The following is a 20,019-nucleotide window of genomic DNA, read 5'->3' as shown; positions in this document are numbered from 1 at the left end:
TAGGGCTCGCTCCGTTGGGGGCGCGGATGCTGCGACCGCCACTGCCTGGCGGCGGGGTCAGCGGATCTGGGCTAGGCGGAGCAGTTGGTCGGCGAATTCCTCGTCGGTGACCGGGGTCAGGGTCAGTTCGTGCGAGGTGGTGAGCAGATAGCGTCCGTCGCCGGTGAAATCGAGCCAGCTGCGGTGGCGGGTGGGCGGCGACATCGGGTTTTCCGGTTCCACGGTTACGGTGATGAAGCCGCGACCGTCCACCGGTTTTCGTAGGGTCTGGCGGAACCGAGCCGCACGGCGATGGCCGTTGGTCGCGCTGTCGCCTTCGTCGGAATTCAGCACCGCGTCCTGCGGCTCCCCCATGGGCGCCAGTTTGCCCGGCTGGGTCGAGCCGATGATGTCGACCAGAATTTTGCCGAGGTTGCGGGCATGGGACATGCGCACCGTCACCTTGTCGATGTCGGCGATCAGAATGCCCGCGTGGTTGTGCACCACCGCGGCGAAAACAAGGATCCGCTTGGCCCCCGACTCACCGGAGACGGTGATGGTAGTGGCGTCGGTGCGTGCGCACAGCATGAGCGCCGCGGCCAGATCGGCATCGGCCTGGCGGGCGAAGCGCTGGGGTAGTCGCAGTGCAGCGTATTCGGATTCGGTGCGGACGGTGGCGGCGGGCGCCAGATTGACCGGGTACGGGCGGCGGTCCAGACTCGTTTCGTTCTCCCAGACATGTGTGAATTCGTCCAGGGTGAATACCCATTTCACCGTGCGCCCCCGGCATCGGCCCGCGCGATCTGTGGCCCATCGGGCGGTGGGGTGAATCGGGGGACACGGTCGCCGGATGCGGGCATGATCGGGGTGTAGACATAGGTCATCGTGTCCTGGACATCGGCCTGCGCCGTAGCAGCGGCCATATCGTGGTCCATCCTGCGTTGTCCGCCGTGGATCGCCTCGGCGGCCGGATCTTCCAGAGCACGATACTGCGGCGGCGGCGGAATTGCCGCTCGGATGGTCTGTGCCGCATCGGAATTGAGCTCCATCAGGCGCTGTACCGCGCGGCAGATATCCTGCGCCTCGGTACCAGCACGGACGAATTCGCGGGTTGCGCGCAGTGCGGCATCGGCGGAACGGCCTGACCAGTGCGCGAATTCGCGATTGGTGGCATCGGAAAAGGCCTGGAATGCCTCCGCGACCGCGGTGGCATTGGCGCGCCAGGCATCGGCGACCCGGCCGAGGGCGGCTGGATCGATGACCTCGTGCACCAGATCCCAGATCTCCTGGTGCGTGTAGGCGCCGAATAATTCGCGCTCAGGTGCATACGGGGGATCGGTTCCGCCGCTTGCCGATCCGGCGGAGGCGGCGACGGCACGCTGCTGGACCCGGATGGCATCCGCGGCTGCCCTGGTGACGGAATCGGCCATGGCTCAGCGGTTTCCGTCGGCCTGTTCGTCGCGCGGCGACTCCAGGTAGTTGGTGATCAACTGTAGCGCGGCGCGGTTGGCGGCCTCGGCATCCTCGAAACGTTTACCCGCGGCCAGATAGGCGGCCTTGTACAGCAGGGCGGTTTCCTGGAATGCGGTGACGGTGTCGAGGAATTGAGTGCCCTTGTCGCCGAAGCCTTTTGCCAGGCGGTGGCCCGTCGGTAGGTTGGGAAATCCGGTTACCTCGGTGACGAGATGTCCGGTGGCCGTGGCCTTTTGCAGATCATCGACGAGCTTGTCGCAGGCGGCGGCCAGGTTTTCGGCGACATCCTCGGCTAATTCGAAGGGTTCGCCGCCGCTGGTTCCGGTGGCGGCCGCATACAACTGTCTGGCCATCCGCTGACCGGTATCCGGTACCGCCATCTGGGTCGCCCCCTCACGTTCGGTCCACCCACCGCTTGCGGGAACTTTACCGTTCGGCTCCCACCGGTGTAAGCCGCTTGTGCTCGTCCACGACGTCGCGCCGATGTGATGTGGCGCACGACAGTGTGGGGACTAGAGCGGCCGAGTGGCGCTGATGTACTGCAGGAGGCGATGGACCTGTTGATCTATATCGATCAGCCCCGCTTCGGCGAACAGCTTCGGGAAGGTTTCGTCATCGAACACGCGCAGACCGCTCCACCCGCCGACGACCCTGCTCGCGTGGCCGAACGGATTGTCGCCACGGTGACTTGTGGTGATGGCGATACGGCCACCAGGGGCGAGTACGCGGATCATTTCGCGGGTCGCCGCGATCGGGTCCGGAATCAGGTAGAGCGCGCCGAAGCAGCAGACAGCGTCGAAGGTGCCCTCGGCGAAGGGCAGGGTGCGCGCGTCGCCGCGAAGATAGCCGACGCGCGGGCCCGCGTTATCGCTGACGGCTCGGGCCAGCATCGGTTCGGAGTAGTCGAGACCGATGGCATAGCCGTCGCCATCGAGGGCATTACTCAGATAGCGAGTGAAGTTGCCTGGGCCGCAAGCGATATCGAGCACCTTCTTGGATCCGCCGAGTCGCAACGTGGTGATGGCGTCACGGCGGTCCGCGGAAGTGGTGCGCCCACTGGCCAGGTAGAACAATGCGGGCCGCCAAGCCTTTTCGTAGATCGCAGCGAGCGCGGGGGCGTTCATCGTGCGTCGAGCGAGGTTCACCACACCGTCCTCGCTACCTCGGAACCCCGCCCGACTCCTCCAATTGGCCAACTCATTCGCGCTCCTCATCATTGCGGAGTTCCGACCACGTCGAGCACTAGGTCTCGCAGAGCTTCGTGTTCCTGATGCGGTGTGTCGCGCGGAGAGTCGATGTGCGAGGACTGCAAAAGGTCTGCGGCGTGCGTGCGGAAGGTAGGTAGGTAGGTAGGTAGGTAGGTAGGTAGGTAGGTAGGTAGGGCGGCGGCCGGATGGACGCCGCCGTGTGGTCGCTACGTGCGCTCGACCTCGATGGTCATGCCCGCGGCGCGCAACCGGTCGGTGAGCGCATCGCCCATCGCGGACGCGGGGGTGAGGATGCCCGCCAATTCGGGCTGCTTCGCAGCGTCGAATGCCAGGCACAGTCCGGCCTGTCCGAGCATGACGGCCGTGGCCTGGTAACCGGGATCGCCGGTACCGGAGAAGGTCGCCACGTATTTCGCGCCCGAAGATGTGCGCGCGTAGGTCTTCATGGTGAACCAGCCACTGGTGCGTGCCTGTTCGCTCGGTCCCGTGCCGGGCTTGGGCACGATCCGGTCGAGCAGCTTGCGCCCCACCGAGATCCGAGACAGCAGCGCGCCAGCGGCCATCGTCGCCACGATGCCGCCCGCCATACCGGCGGCCACCAGCGGTGCCGTTGCCGACTTACCCGCGTTCATCACCTCGCGGTAGCGGAAATTCTTGCCGTAGACCCAGCCGAGCAGGCCATTGGTGCGACGCACGATCTTGGTGTTGTGCGCGGCCATGACGAAGGTGCCGACCCACCCGTCCAGGCTGGGGTCGATGGTGCTGGCCCGCTGCAGCGCCTGATCGGTCTGACGGCCGACATCGGGTTCCATCGACTTATCCGGGCTGAGTGAGTACGGGTGGCTCATCACCGAACCCTTGGCCGGATCGGCCGCGATGGCCTCCATCATGGCCCGGCCCGAGTCGATGGTGCCGCCGCTCACCCCGCCCTTCAGCGATGCGATCAGCGTGGTGTCCTCGAGCTCGCCGGTATTGTCCGCGACCGTGCGCTTGTAGAGCTGGTACACGCTCAGATCCGACGGAATCGAGTCGTAGCCACAGGAATTCACGATCTTCGCGCCGGTCTGCACGGCCTGCTCGTGATACTGGTCGATCGCGTCCCGGATGAACAGCGGTTCACCGGTGAGGTCGGCGTAGTGGGTCCCGGCCTTGGCGCACGCGGCGACCAGCGGCAGGCCGTAGCGCAGGTACGGGCCGACCGTGGTCACCACGACAGTGGTGCGTGCGGCCAGTTCGTCGAGCGCGGCCTGGTCGGTCGAGTCGGCGACCACCAGACCCCAATTCGCGGCGGCTGGGCCGAGTTCGGCGCGGACCGTGGTCAATTTGTCGAGCGAGCGACCCGCCAATGCGATGCGCGCCTCGGCGGGCGCCGCGCCGAGCAGGTATTCCGCGGTGAGCTTGCCGACGAAACCCGTTGCGCCGAACAGCACTAGGTCGAATTCTCGATTGTCTGCCATGGTCTTCCGTTCGATAGCTGCGGTGATGGACTATTTGGTGCCGGAGCCAGGCGTGCTCGGTTTCTTCGCCCGAGCCCGCGGTTTCTTGGTTGGGGTCGGCTTGCGCTCGATCAACCACTCCCGATGCGCCTTACCCAAATCGGTGACCGGCTCCTCGCCGTAGAGCCATTCGCGGGCGATCTTGTGCCAGTTCGCGGTGCATTCGAGCTGGCCGAGCATGCCGAAGGTGAGGAAGTCGGCGCGCCGGGAGAACAGGTGCTCCGGCGGCAGATTCTGTTGCTTCATCCCGGCGAATTCACTGGCCCGCGGATCTACTGCGAGCAGAAACGCACCACTGGCCAGCTCCGGGGTAATGGTCAGTTCCTCGTCGAGCAGACACCATTCCGAGGCGGAGAGCACATACTCCAGGCATTCTTCGGCACCGATCTCATCCGGCGAATCGATCACACCGCGCTGGATCATCAACTGCCGCAGGTCTTCTGCCCGATCCTCGGCCGCCGCGCGCAGACAGATCGTCTCGAACCGCACATGTTCGGCATCCATCCGGTTGAACAGGCCGAAATCGAGGAAGCCGACCCGACCGTCGTCGGCCAGCAACACATTTCCCGGATGCGGGTCACCGCAGAATTCGTTGAAGCTGAACAGCGAACCGATATAGAAGCGATAGATGATCTCGCCCATCCGATTGCGTTCGGCCGCGGGCAGCCGACGGATCTCCTCGAATCCCCTGCCCGCCACATATTCACTGACCAGCACCCGCGTGGTACTGAGTTCAGGCAGTGAGCGCGGCACCATGATGAACGGATGTCCGGCGTAGAGTTCGGCGATCTGGAGTTGGGTATCGGCCTCGGCGTGATAGTCGAGTTCGCTCTCCATATTCAGCCGCAACTCATCGAGTACCGCGGGCGTCACCCACGGCATCGCCGATTGCAGTACGCGCCGGAACATGGCCAGATTCTTGAGATCGGCGCGGACCGCCGCATCGATGCCCGGGTACTGCACCTTCACCGCGACCTGACGTCCGTCGTGCAGCCGCCCCAGGTACACCTGCCCGATCGAGGCTGCCGCAATGGGCTCCGGCTGGAATTCGGCGAATACCGCGTCCAGGCGCTGCCCGAAGTCCTCCTCGATCACCTGTCGCATCGATTCGAACGACACCGTCGGCGCGGCATTGCGCAGCACGGCGAGTCGTTTCTGGAAGCGTTCGCGATGGCTCTCGGGCACCAGATCCAAATCGAGCACCGACATCATCTGGCCGAGCTTCATGGCCACGCCCTTCATGGTCCCGAGGACCGTGACCACCTGCTCGGTAGTGCGGATCATGGACTCCTCGGCCATCTTTGCCCGTACTGCCTCGGATCTGCCCCGCATCGATAGGCGTGTGCGCTGGGTTCGGATTACCGAACTGGCTGCCACCGCACCCAGCTTGGTGCCACGAGCAAGCCGAGAAGTCGGCACTTGCTTCGCCATCGAGGTACCTCCATTGGTGCCAGCGGTCGGCGCGCCGGGCGCGCAGGCGGTAGCTTGCGTAACCACGTAGTGACCCGCGCGGACCGCCATCCGGCGGAGCGTGGTGACGTGGGACACCCGCGTACCGCTGGGCTTCAGAGTAGCCAACCTCGCGGCAATGTCGAGACCGCCGTCACTATTTCAGCTAGCGGCCCAGCTAGCGGCCTGTTAGCGCGTGAAGTCGGGCGATTGATCGCCTCGGCGCCCACGAGCTAGCGCTCAGGCGCCGGCCTGCGGAGGGGTAGGCAGGATGTGCGGCTGGGCGTTGAAGATCTCCCGGGAGCCGCCCGCGCGGGCCATGCCCTCGATGGCGCTCCATGCCATCATGGTCAGATAGTCGATGACTTCCTCGCGCCCCATCGCCTTATCGGTGGTCCACCAGTGCGTCGCCAACTGGATGCCGCCGACCAGCACGTATGACCACAGCAGCGCACCCTCGGTTTCGAAGCCGTGCTCGGCGCCGCGATCGATGATGACCGTGGTGACGACTTCGGCGAAGAGCTTCTCGAATTCGGCAAGCGAGGACTGATCGGTCGAGCCGTTGCCCATGATGAACCGGTAGACCTCCGGGTCCTCGTCGACCGTGCCGACGTAGGCGGCCAGGGCCGAACGGACCAGGTGGTACTCGTCCGCGTCGAGGCTGATCGCCTCGTATACCCGCGGCATCAGGGTGGTCTCGATGAATCGCTGCATGGTCGCGTGGACCAAGTCGTTCTTATCCGAGAAGTAACGGTAGAGCACGGTTTTGGAGACGCCGATCTCCGCGGCGATCTCGTCCATGCCCGCATTGCTGCCGCGCGTGCGAATAGCCGCGAGGGTGCCATCGACCAGCTCTTCGCGGCGGTCGATCTTGTGCTGCCGCCATCGGCGCTTGCGGCCGTCCGTCCGGCCGGTGCGCACCGCCGCCGGTCGTTCGGCAAGCTCGCCGACATCGACAAGGTCATCGGTGGACAGCGTGAGCTCCCTCGTTTGTATGGGTTCGTGGACCACCAGCTTAGGTCCAGGCAACGACCCACATGCGCGTTTGGGTGTCGGTTGCGACAGGTTGCACATAATCGGGCCATTCGGCGTCGGTTGCGTGTCGCTCGAGATCGCCCCGAGGGGTCGGTCGGTAACACACAGCAGAATGGGTGTCATGGAGAAAGCTCCCGGCAACACGGCGGCGCGAGCGACGGGCCAGGAGGCGGTAGCGGAGCGTAACCACGAAGGGCCCCGCGAACGCCACCGATCCGATGCGGCGGTGCTGGATGCGCCCGCGGCACCGACGAGTTTCGCGGCCTTCGTCGACGAGGCGGGCAAGCGCCGCGATCTGTTCAAGATGAAGGCGCTGGCCACCGGATTGTTGGCGTTCGCGACGGTGATCTATCTGTTCTGCCGCTGGCTGGAATCACGCGGGGCGGGCGATGATTGGGTCGGTTACCTGCGGGCAGCATCCGAGGCGGGCATGGTCGGCGCACTCGCCGACTGGTTCGCCGTGACCGCGCTTTTCCGCCATCCACTCGGCCTGCCGATCCCGCATACCGCGATCATCAGGAGGAAGAAGGATCAGCTCGGCGCCAGTCTCGGTGCCTTCGTCGGTTCGAACTTCCTTGCTCCGGACGTGGTCTCGGCGAAGGTGAATTCGGCGCAGGTTTCCTGGCGGGTCGGGCGCTGGATGGCCGATCCCGGACATGCGGGCCGGGTGGCGCAGGAGAGTTCGACCATTCTGCGTGCGGTGGTCGGGGTGCTGCGGGACGAGGATGTCGAGCAGGTGATCGACAACACCATCGTCAAGCGGATCGCGGAACCGCTGTGGGGTCCGCCGATCGGTCGGGTGCTTGCCGAACTGCTTGCCGACAATCGGCAGTTGCCGCTGCTCGACATGCTTGCCGAGCGCGCGCATCAGTGGGCGCTCGGTTCGCAGGAAACGATCGATCGGATCGTTTTGCGAGACGCGCCGCAGTGGGCTCCAAAATTCGTAAACATTCTGCTTTCAGAAAGGATCTATCGGGAACTCGTCGAGTTCACCTGGAAGGTGCGCTCGAATCCGGAGCACGAGGTGCGGCTCGCGGCGAATCGGTTCCTCGAGGAATTCGCCTTCGACCTCCAGCACGACGACGCCATGATCAAAAAGGCCGAGCGGATCAAAGCGCAGATCATGGGCCGCGAAGAGATCACCGGCATGGCCGAGGCGACGTGGCGCGCGGCCAAGCGATTGATCCTGGAATCGGCCGACGATCCGAACTCCACGCTGCGGCGCAAGGTCGCCGAGAATGTGCAGCAGCTCGGGGAGCGGCTGCGTGACGATGCCGAGATGCGTGCCAAAGTCGACGATTGGATCGATCGCGGCGCGCGGTATCTGGTGGAAAACTATGCGGGGGAGATCACCACTCTGGTCACGGATACGGTTGCCAGGTGGGATGCCGAGGAAGCTAGCAAGAAGATCGAATTGCAGGTTGGGCGTGATCTGCAATTCATTCGCATCAACGGCACGGTCGTAGGATCGCTGGCAGGGCTGGTGATCTACACGATTTCGCAATTGATGTTCGGCGGCTGACCGCAACGCCGCTGAATGTTTGCTGGAAGAGTGCTTACAGCGTGCTTGCAATAGCTAGCACCCTGCTTTAGAATCGGAAACGTACAACCGCCAGAAGGTGAGTGATGGCAGACCAGCCCGAAGGTTCCGCCGAGTACACCGACGAGTCGCAGGAGAGATCCAGCGGCGTCGGCGAAAAGGCGGCGCGTGTGGCCAACGCGGCACACGACATCGGAGGTTTCATCAGGGCACAGCGAGAAGCCGCGCAAGTCTCGTTGCGTCAGCTCGCCACCCTGGCGGGAGTGAGCAATCCATACCTCAGCCAGATCGAGCGCGGATTGCGCAATCCGTCCGCCGAAGTGCTCGCGCAGATCGCCAAGGCACTGCGGGTCTCTTCGGAGGTGTTGTACGTACGGGCTGGCTATCTCGAGCAACGGCCGCACAGTCCGGTCCGGGATGCCCTGCTTGCCGATACGTCGATCAGCGAGCGGCAGAAGCAGGTGCTGCTGGAAATCTATGAATCGTTTCGCCGGGAAAACGGAGGAAGCGAACCAGGGGGGAACGAGTGGGACAGCGACGTTCCGAGCACACCACCAACTCCGCCACGCCAGGAGAACGAAGAATGACCGAAAACGCAACCATCAAGCCACTGTTCGCAACTGTCGGTGCCGGTGACGCCGTGTACGCCGCGGTTGTCGACGCCGTCAGCCAGGTGCGTGAGCGCGCCGCCAGCGCCGATGTCAGCGGTCGCGTCGACGAGGCCCGCGAGCGGTTCGCCAATGTGCCCGCCGATGTCCGGGCCCAGTTCGAGACGCTGCGCGAGCGGCTGTCCGGACTGCCTTCGGAGCTGCCGGAGGACCTCGCCGAACTGCGCGAGAAGTTCACCGCGGAGGAGCTCAAGGCGCTCGCCGAGAAGTACTACACCCAGGTGCTCGACCTGTACGCGGACCTGGCCGTGCGCGGTGAGGAGACCGTCGAGCGGCTGCGCGCCAACCACCTGGTCGAGGATCAGATCGAGCGCGTCGAGACACTGTACAAGGATGCGGCCAGCCGCGCCGAGGACGCCCTCACCAAGGTCAATGAGCTGATCGGTCGTCCGGCGAAGGAAGAAGAGCTCGCGGCCGATGTCGAGCCGGTCGTCGAGGCCGAGGTCGTCGATGTGACCACCGAGACCGCGCCCGCAACCAATGGCGCCGCCCCCAAGAAGGCTCCGGCCAAGAAGGCGCCCGCCGCCAAGAAGGCTCCGGCGAAGAAGGCAGCCCCCAAGAAGGCCTGACGCCTGCACCTTCCCACGCTGACGACCCCGCACACGCGACGTGTGCGGGGTCGTTGCTTCTATGATGGGCTGGTGGACACAGCGCACGGATTGGCCAGCTGGATCTTGTACGGGCTGCGGCTCTTGGCGCTCGGCGCGACGATTTTCGCGCTCATCCACGCCATCCGTCAGCGCCCCGACGCCTTCACCGCAGTGGACAAGCTGACCAAACCGATCTGGATCGCGATCCTCGGTGCGGCGCTGCTGTTCCTCTTGCTCTCACTGAGCGTCACGAGTTTGCTTGCGCTGGTGTCGATTATCGCCACCGGCGTATACCTGGCCGATGTGCGGCCGAAGGTGGACGAGGTTCAGCGCGGGCCGCGCTGGTAACAGCGGTTCGCCGACTACTCTCCGGAACGAATGATCTCATCGATATTGCGCTCGGCCAGCGCACTGATCGTCAACGATGGGTTCACGGTTCCGGTGCTGCCCGGCACAGCTGCGCCGTCCATCACATACAGGCCTCGATAACCACGCACCCGACCGTATTGATCCGTTGCGCGTCCGATCACCGCTCCACCCAACGGATGTGAGGTGAATGAGGCGTCTGCCTCCAAGGCCGGTTGTGCGAGGGACGGGCAGTCGCAGGTCGCCTTGTTGTTGACTTCCCGCGCTCGGGCGAGGTAGCCGGCAGCGCCGTCGGGTGGCCACTGCAGTTCAACGCTCCCATCGGTCGGGTTGTAGACGAACCGGCCGCGGGTGTCGTCGAGCACTATGCCCAACGACGCGACAATGCCGATGTCGAAGGGCGTCGTGCCAGGGACGAACCAGTTCTCCAGCGACACGGGTGCGCCCGCCTCGTCCAGAATCCGGCTCGCGGATGGCGTGCCCTGCGTACCGATCTCGAACGAGCTGGCGGGCCGTGCCAATGCGACATCCCCGTTGCTGCCCCAGCCTTCGCCGATGTGCTCGTTCAGGTTCGGCAGCGCGCCCGTCGCCCGCGCGCGCACCAGCAGTTCGGCGGTACCGACCGATCCCGCGCCGAGGAACAGCTTGTCGCAGGTCAGCGTGCGGATGCCGAGCACCTCGCCGGTGGGCGCGAGTTTGGTCACGGCGACGGTATAGCGCCCCGAGGCTCCCGCTTCCTTGCCGATGGCGTCCACGCGATGGCCGGGAAAGATTCGGGCACAGCCGGTGTCCTCGGCATAACGCAGGTAGTTCTGGTTCAGATCGAACTTCGCGCCGTTGGAATTGCCGAGATTCGAGCAGCCGATCGTCGCCGAGGGCAACGATCGTCCGGTCAGCTCGTCGCGGATGACGTCCCAATTCCAACTACCGTCGGTGCGCTGCGGTGTATAGCCGGCCGCACGGAACTGTTCGTCCCAGCCGCGCGAGTGGGCGAACGCGACGGAGTTGTAGATATCGTTCGGTATCGGACTCAGCCGCAACATATTTCGGGCTTTGGGGTAGTAGACGTGGTGCATCTCGCGGTAGTCGACCACACCCTGGAACACGTAGTCGAAGAACCGCTGCTCTGGCTCGATCATCACTCCGGTGAACACCACCGAGCCACCGCCGACACACGCACCGCGCCATACGTCCAAGCCCGGGTAACTGGAAACGTCGAGAACTCCGCCGAACGGATCGATCTGCGCCGGAATCCTGTTCACGCCGGTAAAGGTGGTGCGATGCCAGAAGCCGCGGCCATCCGGAAGTGTGTCGACCGCGAAGATGTTGCGCCACGGATCGTTCGGCCAGCGCGAACCCCGCTCGAGCACCGCAACCTGGATCCCGGACTGCGCAAGGCGCAGCGCGGTGATCGAGGCCCCGAATCCGGATCCGATGACGATCGCGGGCAGATGATCGGCCGGATCCGGCAACGGCGCGAAGATCTCCGGCACCAGCGTGCGGTATATCGGGGATCTCGGGCTCGGGCTGTATTCGTCGGCCCACGCCGCAAGTGTGCTTTCACTAGCAAAGCTCAGCATCGCCGCCAGGGCAGCGCCCTTGACGAAACCGCGCCTGTCCATGGTGCCTCTCAGCTGATCAGGAAGCCGCCCCAATATCGCCCATAGCGACTATCTATCATATGTAAGGATGAAGGGGGAGGTGGCAAACATGCGGATACGTGTATGGATCCGATGGCTGATGATGCATGGCGTGCCACGGTTCTACCTTCTGTGGGCGGCGCGTCGGGGAAATCCCCTCGGGCAGATCGCGGTCGGTCCGGATCGTTTGCTCGGCTCGTCGCGGTACATCGAGGAGATCCGCCGGCGGGGCCGGATACCCAAGGTGTCGGGTCTGCACGTGACCGCGGATTACGAACTGTGCCGACTCATCCTGCGAGACCGTCGCTTCAGCGTTGTCACGCCTAACCATTCGACCTTGCCGAAGCCCGTCCGCTGGGTGATGACCAAAACGGATCCGGAGCTTCCCAACCTCGCGGAGCCGCCCTCGATGCTGGTGACCGATCCGCCCGACCACACCCGGTACCGACGTCTGGTCGGGCAGGCATTCACCCCCAAGGCGATCGCCAAACTGCGGGAGCGGGTTGTCGAAGTGACCGATGACCTGCTCGAACGCCTGGAATCGAAGCCGCGACCGGATCTGATCGTCGAGTTTTCCGCCCAGTTGCCGGTCGCGATCATCGCCGAGATTCTCGGTTTGCCCGCGCATATGCATTCGACCCTGCTGAAGTGGGGAGATTCCGGTGCACCGCTGCTCGAACGCGGCCTCAGTTGGGGCACCTACCGCCACGCCATCGACGACTTGGCCGAAGTTCAGCGGTACTTCGACCAACACCTCGACGGACTCACCGCCCAACCGGGCGACGATGTGCTCAGCATGCTGGTGATGGGTGGCGAGCTGACTCGCCGCGAGCAGATGGCCAATGCGGCGCTGCTGCTGGACGCCGGATTCTTGACGACGGTGAATATGCTCGGCAACGGAATCGCCCTGCTGACAAGCCATCGTGACCAACTGGAACTGCTGGCGGCGCGGCCGGAGCTGTGGCCACGTGCGGTCGAGGAAATCCTGCGCTACGACGGACCGGTGCGGATGACGGGCCGAGTCACGAACTGCGAGGTCTACCTCGCTGATCAGCGCGTCGAATCCGGATCCCTGGTCCTGCTGTCATTGGCGGGTGCGAATTACGACCCGGCAGTCTTCCCTGATCCCGATAGATTCGATGTGACCAGGGCCAACGCAGCGGATCATCTCGCGTTCGGCGGCGGCGTGCACGGCTGCCTGGGCGCCACGCTGGCCCGGTTGGAAGGCTCCATCGCGCTGCGAGCCCTCTTCGAGCGGTACCCGGATCTGTCCCTGGACGGTCCGCCGATCCCGCACCCTCTCCGCAATCTGCACGCATACCGTTCCATGCCCGTCAAACTGCGTGCTTGAGGCGGGCGCGGCTGCGGTTGGGGGCGACGTGATGCCGATCGAGCGCTTGCGGTCTGCGTGCGCTGGTCGGCTGGGCGGGAGATTCGGCTGGGTCCCGAGGTAGCTTCTTGCTATTGACGGCAGGTTCGGCTCTTCGATCGCTTGGGTGGATGGCCCGGATTTGTGATCGGTCACAGGAGGGCGGAGAGAAGTTCGGATAACTTCTGGGGTGCTTGCACTAGCAAGCACGGCGGTTTCTAGTTAGTGTATCGGGGAGTAACACAAAGGAGTGTCCGATGCGTGCAATGCCGCCTGCGCTGGTGGGCTTCCCTGGGCGGGTCCGGGGGTTGCTTCACACACGCCGCGCCAACCTCCGGTCGCGTACCTATGCGACCGCGGCGTTCAATCCGCCAGCCGGGCCGTATGAGGTCGTTCCGGTGGTCACTCGGGATGGCGCGCGTTTGCGCGTACACGTCTACGGACCGGCCGACGCGCAGACGATTGTGCTGGTACACGGCTGGACCTGCGCCATCGAATACTGGAATGCGCAGATCAACGAATTCGCCGATCGGTACCGCGTTGTCGTCTACGACATGCGCGGCCACGGCGAGAGCGAACTCGGCTCCAGCCCGTTGACCGCCGATCTGCTCGCCGACGATCTGGCCACTGTGCTCGATGCCACACTGCGCCCGCGCCAGCGGGCGGTTGTGGTCGGCCACAGCCTCGGTGGCATGACCCTGCAGGCATGGGCCGGACGCTATCCGGACCGAGTCGCGAAGCAGGCGTGCGCAGTGCTGTTGACCAATACCGCGGCGGGGCAACTGATCGCCGAGACGACCGTCCTTCCGCTACTCAATGCGCCACTCCCATTGCTGAATTGGCGCATCGCGCTGCCGTACGCACTCGGCCGCCTCGGTCTGGGCGCCGCGCTCGTCTTCCCGCCGATCGCCCCGGTGAAATGGGCTTTCACCCGCCAGATCATGAGCTTGCGCTCCACCGGCGATGTTGTCGATTACAGCCTCGCGGTCGTGCGCTCCTGCCCCGCTCGCGTCCGTGGGAAATTCGGAATCCTGCTCGCCGAACTGGATCTCGGCGAATCGGCCCGCAACTTCGTCGTACCGACCACAGTCCTGGCCGGCGAATTCGACGATATGACCCCGCCGGTGCATGCCGAGCGAATCGCCGAAATGCTCAGGGAGACCGGCAGCTTGGTCAAATACGAGGTGCTCCCGCAGGGACATTTGGGAAACATCGAGATGTACGAGCGGTTCAACGAGGAACTGGCTTCGATCCTCGATTCGGTGCGTCAGCCCGCCAAAGCAGTCGGGTAAGTCCCTAGGAGAAGACCACGGTTCGGCGTCCGTGGACCAGGACGCGGCCCTCGAGGTGCCAGCGAAGGCCGCGGGCCAGGACGACGCGTTCGATATCGCGGCCCTGGCGGACCATATCGCGGACCTCGTCGGCGTGGTCGATGCGGATCACGTCTTGTTCGATGATGGGACCGGCGTCGAGTTCGGCGGTGACGTAGTGGCAGGTCGCACCGATCAGTTTGACGCCGCGGGCGAAGGCTTGGTGATACGGGCGGGCGCCGACGAACGAGGGCAGGAAACTGTGGTGGATATTGATCGCCTTGCCTGCCCAGTGTTCGCACAGCTCGGCGGGCAGTACCTGCATGAAGCGGGCCAGGACGACGGCGTGCGGGTCGTGGGCATCGACCAGCGCGCGGACCACCTCGAAGGCCGGGCCGCGTTCGGCCGGATCCTTCGGGAAGGGCACGTGGTGAAACTTCACGCCGTGCGCCTCGGTCATGCCCGCGAGGTCCGGGTGATTGCCGATGACCGCTTCGATAGTGGCGGGCAGTTCACCGCTCGCGGCACGGCCGAGCAGGTCGTGCAAGCAGTGGCCGTCCTTGCTGACCAGTAGTACAGCCCGGCGACGCTCACCGGAGTCGAGCAGCTGCCACTCTGTCTCCGTGCCGAAGTCGGCCGCGACGCCGGCGAACCGGTCGCGCAGTTCCGCGATGCCGAACGGCACCGTCGACGCCTTGATCGCCTGACGAGTGAAGAACCAGCCGATATCCGGATCGGAGTGATAGCCCGCTTCCACAATGGACCCCCCGAACTCGGCGATGAAGGAGGTGATCCTGGCAATGATGCCGGGACGGTCCGGGCACCCGAGGGTGAGCACGAAGCGTCGGTCGTCCGAGACAGGTGGAGCGGAACTCATGGGCTCATCCTCCCAGGTCGACTATGTGCTATTCGCACCACCTGCGGCCCCAGGTGTTGAGCAAGTGTGGTGCGGAAGCCGACAATAGGGATGTGACGCGGGTGAAGTTCATACGACAGCTCGACGGGCTGACGTACGAATTCGTGCGCGAGGGCTGGGCCTACGGCTACCCGTCGTACAAGCGAATCGACCGCGATCTCTGGTGCCGCCGCCTCCCGGACTTCGGCTGGTCCATCTGCACCGACTCCGGCGAAGTCGTGAGCCGCCCCTTCGACGACCCCGGCCAAGGCAACCTGCCTCCAGAAGGCGCCTGGGTCTCCCGCAAACACGAACGCTCCTACGTCTACACCATGCTCCACCACTCCTGACCCGGCGCGCCCCGACCTTGCCCGAAGCTCCCCGAAGCGCGGCCTACAACTCGTAAAACGGCTCCGCATAACGGAATTCACCAGTGATCTGCGAGTCATACGCCGACAACCTGCGAACCTGGAAGTGGGAGACCCAGGCCGGTTCATCCGGCGTTATGCCGAGGCGGGCGGCGGGGAGGAAGCCGAACTGGGGGTAGTAGTCGAGGTGGCCGAGCAGGCCTATCAGGGGTTCATCGAGAGCGTCGGCGGCGCCGAGGGCGGCATGCATCATGGCCGCGCCGACGCCATTGCCTTGATGTTCTGCCAGGACGCCGATCGGACCGAGGGCGAGCACCGGGAACGGGCCGACACCCGCCCGAGTGAGGCAGACATGCCCGATGACGGTGTCGTGTTCCACCGCGACCATCGACAGGGTCGGGATCCAACCGGAGTCGCTGCGCAACCGGGTGACGAGGTCGACCTCGGGTGGATCATCGGCGAGTTGGGCCGTCTCCCTGTCGTTATCGGCGTTCGCGTACTGCGATCCGAAGGCGCTGCGGTGGACGGCCGCGATCGCGGCGGCATCGTCGGCACGTTCACGACGGATCAGCACGGTGTCGTCTCCTCCTGAACGATTGGGCTATCCGCGACTGCGCAACACCTCGGCCGTGCAGTCGCAAGCGCTGTCTAGCTCCACCGATAGTATCGAGTGTGCGCGATGTGTCCGAGGCACGCAACGGAATTCGCCACCGGTGTGCCAGACTCTCACCTTGTGGCAAATTCCGCGTCGCTGACCAGGGCCGAAGTGGCCGCCATGATCGATCACACGCTACTGGCGCCGGAAGCGACGGCCGCACAGGTGGACGCGTTGGTCGCGGAAGCACGCGAACTCGGCGTGTACGCGATCTGCGTATCGCCGTCCATGCTGCCGATTCGGGCATCCGCAGTGGTGGTCGCGACGGTCGCCGGATTCCCTTCTGGGAAGCATCATTCGCTCGTCAAGGGCGCCGAGGCGCGGCTCGCGGTCGAGCAGGGCGCGGCCGAGGTCGACATGGTGATCGATGTCGGAGCCGCGCGCGCAGGCGATTACGGCGCGGTGCTGTCCGATATCGTGACGGTGCGTGAGGCGATAGAGGATCGTGCGGTGCTCAAGGTGATCATCGAATCGGCGGCGCTGTCCGATGCCGCGATTGTGGAGGTCTGCCGCGCCGCCGAACGTGCCGGCGCCGATTTCGTGAAGACCTCCACCGGATTTCACCCCACTGGTGGTGCCAGCGTGCACGCGGTCCAGCTGATGGCCGAGACTGTCGGCGGACGCCTCGGTGTGAAGGCCAGCGGTGGCATCCGCACCTGCGAGGCCGCCGCCGAACTGATCGCCGCTGGCGCGACCCGTCTCGGACTCTCGAAATCCCGTGCCGTGCTGGAGGGATTCCCGGCCTGATGCCGAGCCCGTCGTCGGAGCATGCCGAACGTGCGGGCTGATTCCGCTTCCGGCACAACGCGCCCACCCGATACAACGAGTGTCGCGCCTGTGCCGCCTCAGCAGCTGACGTCGCCGTTTTGCGCGGGCAGTTCGGTCCGCCCACCAGCCAACTTCACCACCACACCGTTATCGGTGACCTTGACGTCGGTGGCCTTCAGGCCTAGCGGGTAGCTCTGCAGACTCTGTGTGAACACTTCGACGATGCCCGACACCACGTCGGTCGGTATCCCCATGCCGAGCAGCGCCGCCGACTTCGTCTCGATCTGCACGGTGCCGTCCTTGATCACCGGCTTCACCTGCAACTGCGCGAGTCCGCCGAGCACATCCAGGGTCAGCATCCCGGTCGATGATGCGGACGACACGCCGCTGACCAGGCCGCCGAGCGTCTCCCGGATACCGTCGTTGCCCCAGGTGACATCGGCCGAGGAGCTGCCGATGGTGCTGCCGCTGTTATTGCTGACCTCGAGATCGTTGAACTTGGCGTGCACCACCATGCCGACAGCCGGACCGAATTTGGAATCGTCGCTGTTCACCTTCACCTGATCGACCTTCCCGTCGATCCAGGTGATCAGCATCGGCTTGGCTCCGAAGCTCACATCGATCTTCGAACCCATATCCTTCTCGAACTGTGAACTGATGCACCGGGAAACCTGGTGCCGCGCGTATGCCTCCCCACCGACCAGCACGGTAGCGAGCAGAATCGTGACCACGACGAGGGCGATCACGAGTGCCCGCCGGTTGCCCCGGGGTGGTGGGCGCTTCGTAGCTGCGTTGATCTCGCTGGGCTGGCTCATGCGCTCGATTCTTCCCGACCTTTCTGTGCTCGCTCTGAGGGCGCGGTGAGGGGTTCGATTGTGACATCTGACACAGAGTTCGAGCGTAGCCTGGTCGACATGGCTGGCGATGCGGCGGGCCGCGCACACGATTCCGCCGAGCACGGGTGGCGTGTACTGCGGCGATTGGCCGGGCGCCATGCCGGGTTCTTCACCACCAGACAGGTGCTGCGCGCCGGATGTGAGACGCACGTTCGCGCCGGTCTCAGTGACGGCTCGGTGACGCGAGCCGGGGTCGGGCTGTTGCGGTTGGCCGATTGGCCCACCGGCCCACTCGACGAATACGCCATGTGGGCGGCCTGGTTCGACGGGGCCGCCGCGGTATCGCATCAGAGTGCTGCGGAATTGCACGGCCTCGGTCGACTGCGGCCGCGATTCCTGCATATGTCGGTGGGTTCGGGACGGCCGCCGGTCACCCCCCGATTGGTGGTGCTGCGTCGCCCGCTGATTCCGGCCGATCTGGAATCCGCGGGCGCATTTCTGGTGACCACGCCGGTGCGCACGGTGCTCGATCTGGCCGAGGCCGATATCGGGCAATCCGCATTGGATGAGGTGGTCGGCGATGCGGTAGCCATCCATCGCTGCGAGAGCGAGGAAATCCGTTCCGCGAGTGTGCGACTACCCCCGCGTGCGGCGGCCCGGGTGCGCCGGGCCCTCACCGCCGCGTGATCGGCGCGGTGAAGTCGCGAATGATCCGATTCGGCTATCAATTCGCTCGATCTCCGGTTTTGCCCGGCGCGCAATCATGGCAGGGTGACTGACCATGGGGACGGTAGGTCAGGGCAAGTGGGATCTCGTCTTTCCGTCCGGAGCGCCGGAGCGCATCGGCGATATGTTCGCCACCGCCGTGGTCGCCGACGCGGTCCGCAGATATGACGCCGACCTCGCACAACAGGTCGAGACCTGCCGGGACTGGCACTGCGGCTACCGTGGCATCTTCCGCGGCCTGACCGCGCTGGCCGCGAGCTCGTCAGCGGTGTCGGTGGGGATCGCGACCGACGGTTTGCGGGCCGCACGCCAGCTGCTGTGTTTCGTGACCGGGCACACGACCGCACCGCTGCACAGCGTCGACATCGATGCGATCGCCACACCCGATGGACTCCGAACCGGCCGAATCGACGGTACTGCGAGACCGGCACCTCGACTCGAAATCCCGTTCCGTGGAGAACTATTGGCCGAAGAGGCGCTGGGGCAGCAGCTGACCGACTGGTGTCGCCGCGGCATAATCGAGCCCGCCTTCGCCGCAGCGGTGGAGCGGGTGATCGATCATCCAGAGTGGTTGTCGCTTCCCGGTTTTCGGATAATCGTGACCGGTGCGGCGGCCGAACTCGGTCCGCTGCGGCCGCTATTGCGTTGGGGCGCTGATGTTCTCGCGATCGACCTACCCGGACCGCATCGATGGCACGAGATTTCGGATATCGCGAGGGCGGGAGCGGGTCGGCTGCGCTATCCCCTCACTGCCGAGCCCGGCGCGGATATCACCAGGCAGTTCCCGGCATTGCTGCACTGGATTCGCGCGCAGTTCGACCACGACGCCCTTCCGGTATTCGGCCTGTACGCGAATGCTCCCGGACCACAAGGAGTTCGGCTTGCCGCCGCGCTGGATGTCCTCGTCGAGGATCTGCTCGAGCACCGCGACGACGCGGCCGTCGCATATCTCGGCTCGCCGACCGACTGCTATGCCGTCCCAGAGGACGTCATCGCGGACGCCCACGCCCGCCTGCGTGAGCGCGGCGTCGGCCCGCACCTGTTGCGCATGCTCACCGCATCGGCGCTGTACCGGCCCAACTACCGCACCACGAATCCCGATCACCTCGGCGCGACCTGGAGCGTCGCCGACGCATTGCTCCCAGCCCAGGGCCCGAACCACGCACTGGCCCAACGCCTGCTGCGCTGGCGCACGGTCCTCGCGCACACCGCGGGCCGCACGGTCTCATGCGTCGTCGCCCCACCGGCCACGACGAAAGCCCTACGCGCCCAACGCTCCCTCGCCGCCTCTTACCGCGGCGCCCGCCACTTCGGCATCGAAGTCTTCGCCCCCGACACCGCCCGAACCCTCTTGGCAGCCAAGCTCGTCGCCGACCTCTTCGCCCCACCCGAACCCGACCCGAACCCCGAGGGCATCTTCGTCGCCGGTGCCGCCCACGGCGGCCTCTGGCGTCACCCCTTCGAACCAACCTCGATCCTCCCCCTCGCAGCCCTAACCGGCCACTTCCAAGCCCTACTCACCCGCCCCTGACCACCGCACAGCGCCCCACCGCCCCCGCCCCCACCACACCCCAAACCAACCACCAGTCGGCGCGTGCCATAACCCCGATTTCAAGATCAGGTGGCAACTATGGCGGCATCGCTCGAA

At 65.2% G+C, this 20,019-nt stretch carries 21 protein-coding genes; 10 read left to right on the top strand and 11 right to left on the bottom strand.

The annotated features are described in order from the left end of the window. Positions 1-57: 57 nt before the first annotated feature. The 7 genes from ACQP2U_RS38390 to ACQP2U_RS38360 all read right to left on the bottom strand — a co-directional run bounded on the left by ACQP2U_RS38390 (position 58) and on the right by ACQP2U_RS38360 (position 6,526). Positions 58-753, bottom strand: coding sequence for an ESX secretion-associated protein EspG (locus ACQP2U_RS38390; protein ID WP_433712037.1), 696 nt, complete (start codon positions 751-753; stop codon positions 58-60). Next, on the bottom strand, positions 750-1,409 hold the full coding sequence (locus tag ACQP2U_RS38385) for a hypothetical protein (RefSeq protein WP_433712036.1): 660 nt from the start codon (positions 1,407-1,409) through the stop codon (positions 750-752). Before ACQP2U_RS38385 ends, ACQP2U_RS38390 begins: the two co-directional genes overlap by 4 nt. 3 nt (positions 1,410-1,412) lie before the next feature. Further along, positions 1,413-1,832 carry a hypothetical protein gene (locus tag ACQP2U_RS38380; protein WP_433712035.1) on the bottom strand — a complete coding sequence of 140 codons (420 nt, stop codon included), beginning with the start codon at positions 1,830-1,832 and terminating at the stop codon, positions 1,413-1,415. Between the two features lie 132 nt (positions 1,833-1,964). After that, on the bottom strand, positions 1,965-2,597 hold the full coding sequence (locus ACQP2U_RS38375; RefSeq protein ID WP_433712033.1) for a class I SAM-dependent methyltransferase: 633 nt from the start codon (positions 2,595-2,597) through the stop codon (positions 1,965-1,967). A 269-nt stretch (positions 2,598-2,866) separates the two neighbouring features. Next, a complete protein-coding gene (locus ACQP2U_RS38370; RefSeq protein WP_433712032.1) occupies positions 2,867-4,117 on the bottom strand; it encodes a saccharopine dehydrogenase family protein in 1,251 nt (416 codons plus the stop codon). Between the two features lie 30 nt (positions 4,118-4,147). After that, positions 4,148-5,587 carry an ABC1 kinase family protein gene (locus ACQP2U_RS38365; protein WP_433712031.1) on the bottom strand — a complete coding sequence of 480 codons (1,440 nt, stop codon included), beginning with the start codon at positions 5,585-5,587 and terminating at the stop codon, positions 4,148-4,150. A gap of 258 nt (positions 5,588-5,845) precedes the next feature. Beyond that, a complete protein-coding gene (locus ACQP2U_RS38360; RefSeq protein WP_397034071.1) occupies positions 5,846-6,526 on the bottom strand; it encodes a TetR/AcrR family transcriptional regulator in 681 nt (226 codons plus the stop codon). A 235-nt stretch (positions 6,527-6,761) separates the two neighbouring features. Here ACQP2U_RS38360 and ACQP2U_RS38355 point away from each other — a divergent pair, with 235 nt between their 5' ends. From ACQP2U_RS38355 to ACQP2U_RS38340, 4 genes are all read left to right on the top strand, one after another. Continuing rightward, a complete protein-coding gene (locus ACQP2U_RS38355; RefSeq protein ID WP_433712030.1) occupies positions 6,762-8,162 on the top strand; it encodes a DUF445 domain-containing protein in 1,401 nt (466 codons plus the stop codon). Between the two features lie 104 nt (positions 8,163-8,266). Next, entirely contained in the window at positions 8,267-8,767 is a 501-nt protein-coding gene (locus ACQP2U_RS38350; protein ID WP_433712028.1) for a helix-turn-helix domain-containing protein, read from the top strand. Next, positions 8,764-9,417, top strand: coding sequence for a heparin-binding hemagglutinin (locus ACQP2U_RS38345; RefSeq protein ID WP_397033563.1), 654 nt, complete (start codon positions 8,764-8,766; stop codon positions 9,415-9,417). The genes ACQP2U_RS38350 and ACQP2U_RS38345 overlap by 4 nt, the downstream gene beginning before the upstream one ends. Before the next feature lie 72 nt (positions 9,418-9,489). Continuing rightward, positions 9,490-9,786 (top strand): DUF2516 family protein, encoded by a 297-nt coding sequence (locus tag ACQP2U_RS38340; RefSeq protein WP_396958282.1) that lies wholly within the window; start codon positions 9,490-9,492, stop codon positions 9,784-9,786. A gap of 14 nt (positions 9,787-9,800) precedes the next feature. Here ACQP2U_RS38340 and ACQP2U_RS38335 read toward each other — a convergent pair whose 3' ends face one another. Further along, a complete protein-coding gene (locus ACQP2U_RS38335; protein ID WP_433712027.1) occupies positions 9,801-11,426 on the bottom strand; it encodes a GMC oxidoreductase in 1,626 nt (541 codons plus the stop codon). A gap of 88 nt (positions 11,427-11,514) precedes the next feature. On the opposite strand from ACQP2U_RS38335, the gene ACQP2U_RS38330 reads away from it, so the two are divergent. Next, entirely contained in the window at positions 11,515-12,795 is a 1,281-nt protein-coding gene (locus ACQP2U_RS38330; RefSeq protein WP_433712026.1) for a cytochrome P450, read from the top strand. A 275-nt stretch (positions 12,796-13,070) separates the two neighbouring features. Further along, a complete protein-coding gene (locus ACQP2U_RS38325) occupies positions 13,071-14,105 on the top strand; it encodes an alpha/beta fold hydrolase (RefSeq protein WP_433712025.1) in 1,035 nt (344 codons plus the stop codon). 4 nt (positions 14,106-14,109) lie between these two features. Here the strand turns inward: ACQP2U_RS38325 and purU are convergent, their stop codons facing one another. Next, complete coding sequence (gene purU / locus ACQP2U_RS38320; RefSeq protein ID WP_433712024.1) at positions 14,110-15,000, bottom strand: formyltetrahydrofolate deformylase; 891 nt, start codon at positions 14,998-15,000, stop codon at positions 14,110-14,112. A gap of 92 nt (positions 15,001-15,092) precedes the next feature. Between purU and ACQP2U_RS38315 the strand changes: the two genes are divergently transcribed. Continuing rightward, positions 15,093-15,368, top strand: a complete 276-nt coding sequence (locus ACQP2U_RS38315; RefSeq protein WP_433712022.1) for a hypothetical protein — start codon at positions 15,093-15,095, stop codon at positions 15,366-15,368. 43 nt (positions 15,369-15,411) lie between these two features. Here the strand turns inward: ACQP2U_RS38315 and ACQP2U_RS38310 are convergent, their stop codons facing one another. Further along, positions 15,412-15,960: a GNAT family N-acetyltransferase gene (locus ACQP2U_RS38310; protein ID WP_433712021.1), complete on the bottom strand. Its 549-nt coding sequence runs from the start codon at positions 15,958-15,960 to the stop codon at positions 15,412-15,414. A 201-nt stretch (positions 15,961-16,161) separates the two neighbouring features. Between ACQP2U_RS38310 and deoC the strand changes: the two genes are divergently transcribed. Beyond that, the gene (gene deoC, locus ACQP2U_RS38305) at positions 16,162-16,788 is read left to right on the top strand and encodes a deoxyribose-phosphate aldolase (protein ID WP_433716725.1); all 627 of its coding nucleotides are present in this window, start codon (positions 16,162-16,164) and stop codon (positions 16,786-16,788) included. 98 nt (positions 16,789-16,886) lie between these two features. On the opposite strand, the gene ACQP2U_RS38300 is transcribed toward deoC, so the two are convergent. After that, on the bottom strand, positions 16,887-17,624 hold the full coding sequence (locus ACQP2U_RS38300; RefSeq protein ID WP_433712019.1) for an LmeA family phospholipid-binding protein: 738 nt from the start codon (positions 17,622-17,624) through the stop codon (positions 16,887-16,889). Positions 17,625-17,723: 99 nt separating this feature from the next. Between ACQP2U_RS38300 and ACQP2U_RS38295 the strand changes: the two genes are divergently transcribed. Then, the gene (locus ACQP2U_RS38295; RefSeq protein WP_433712018.1) at positions 17,724-18,332 is read left to right on the top strand and encodes a hypothetical protein; all 609 of its coding nucleotides are present in this window, start codon (positions 17,724-17,726) and stop codon (positions 18,330-18,332) included. A gap of 94 nt (positions 18,333-18,426) precedes the next feature. Continuing rightward, a complete protein-coding gene (locus ACQP2U_RS38290) occupies positions 18,427-19,902 on the top strand; it encodes a hypothetical protein (protein ID WP_433712017.1) in 1,476 nt (491 codons plus the stop codon). Positions 19,903-20,019 lie beyond the last annotated feature (117 nt).

This window comes from Nocardia sp. CA-084685, assembly GCF_050955785.1.
Classification (GTDB): Bacteria; Actinomycetota; Actinomycetes; order Mycobacteriales; family Mycobacteriaceae; genus Nocardia.
Note: the sequence above shows the minus strand (reverse complement) of the source record. Positions and strands in the feature narration are given on the sequence as shown.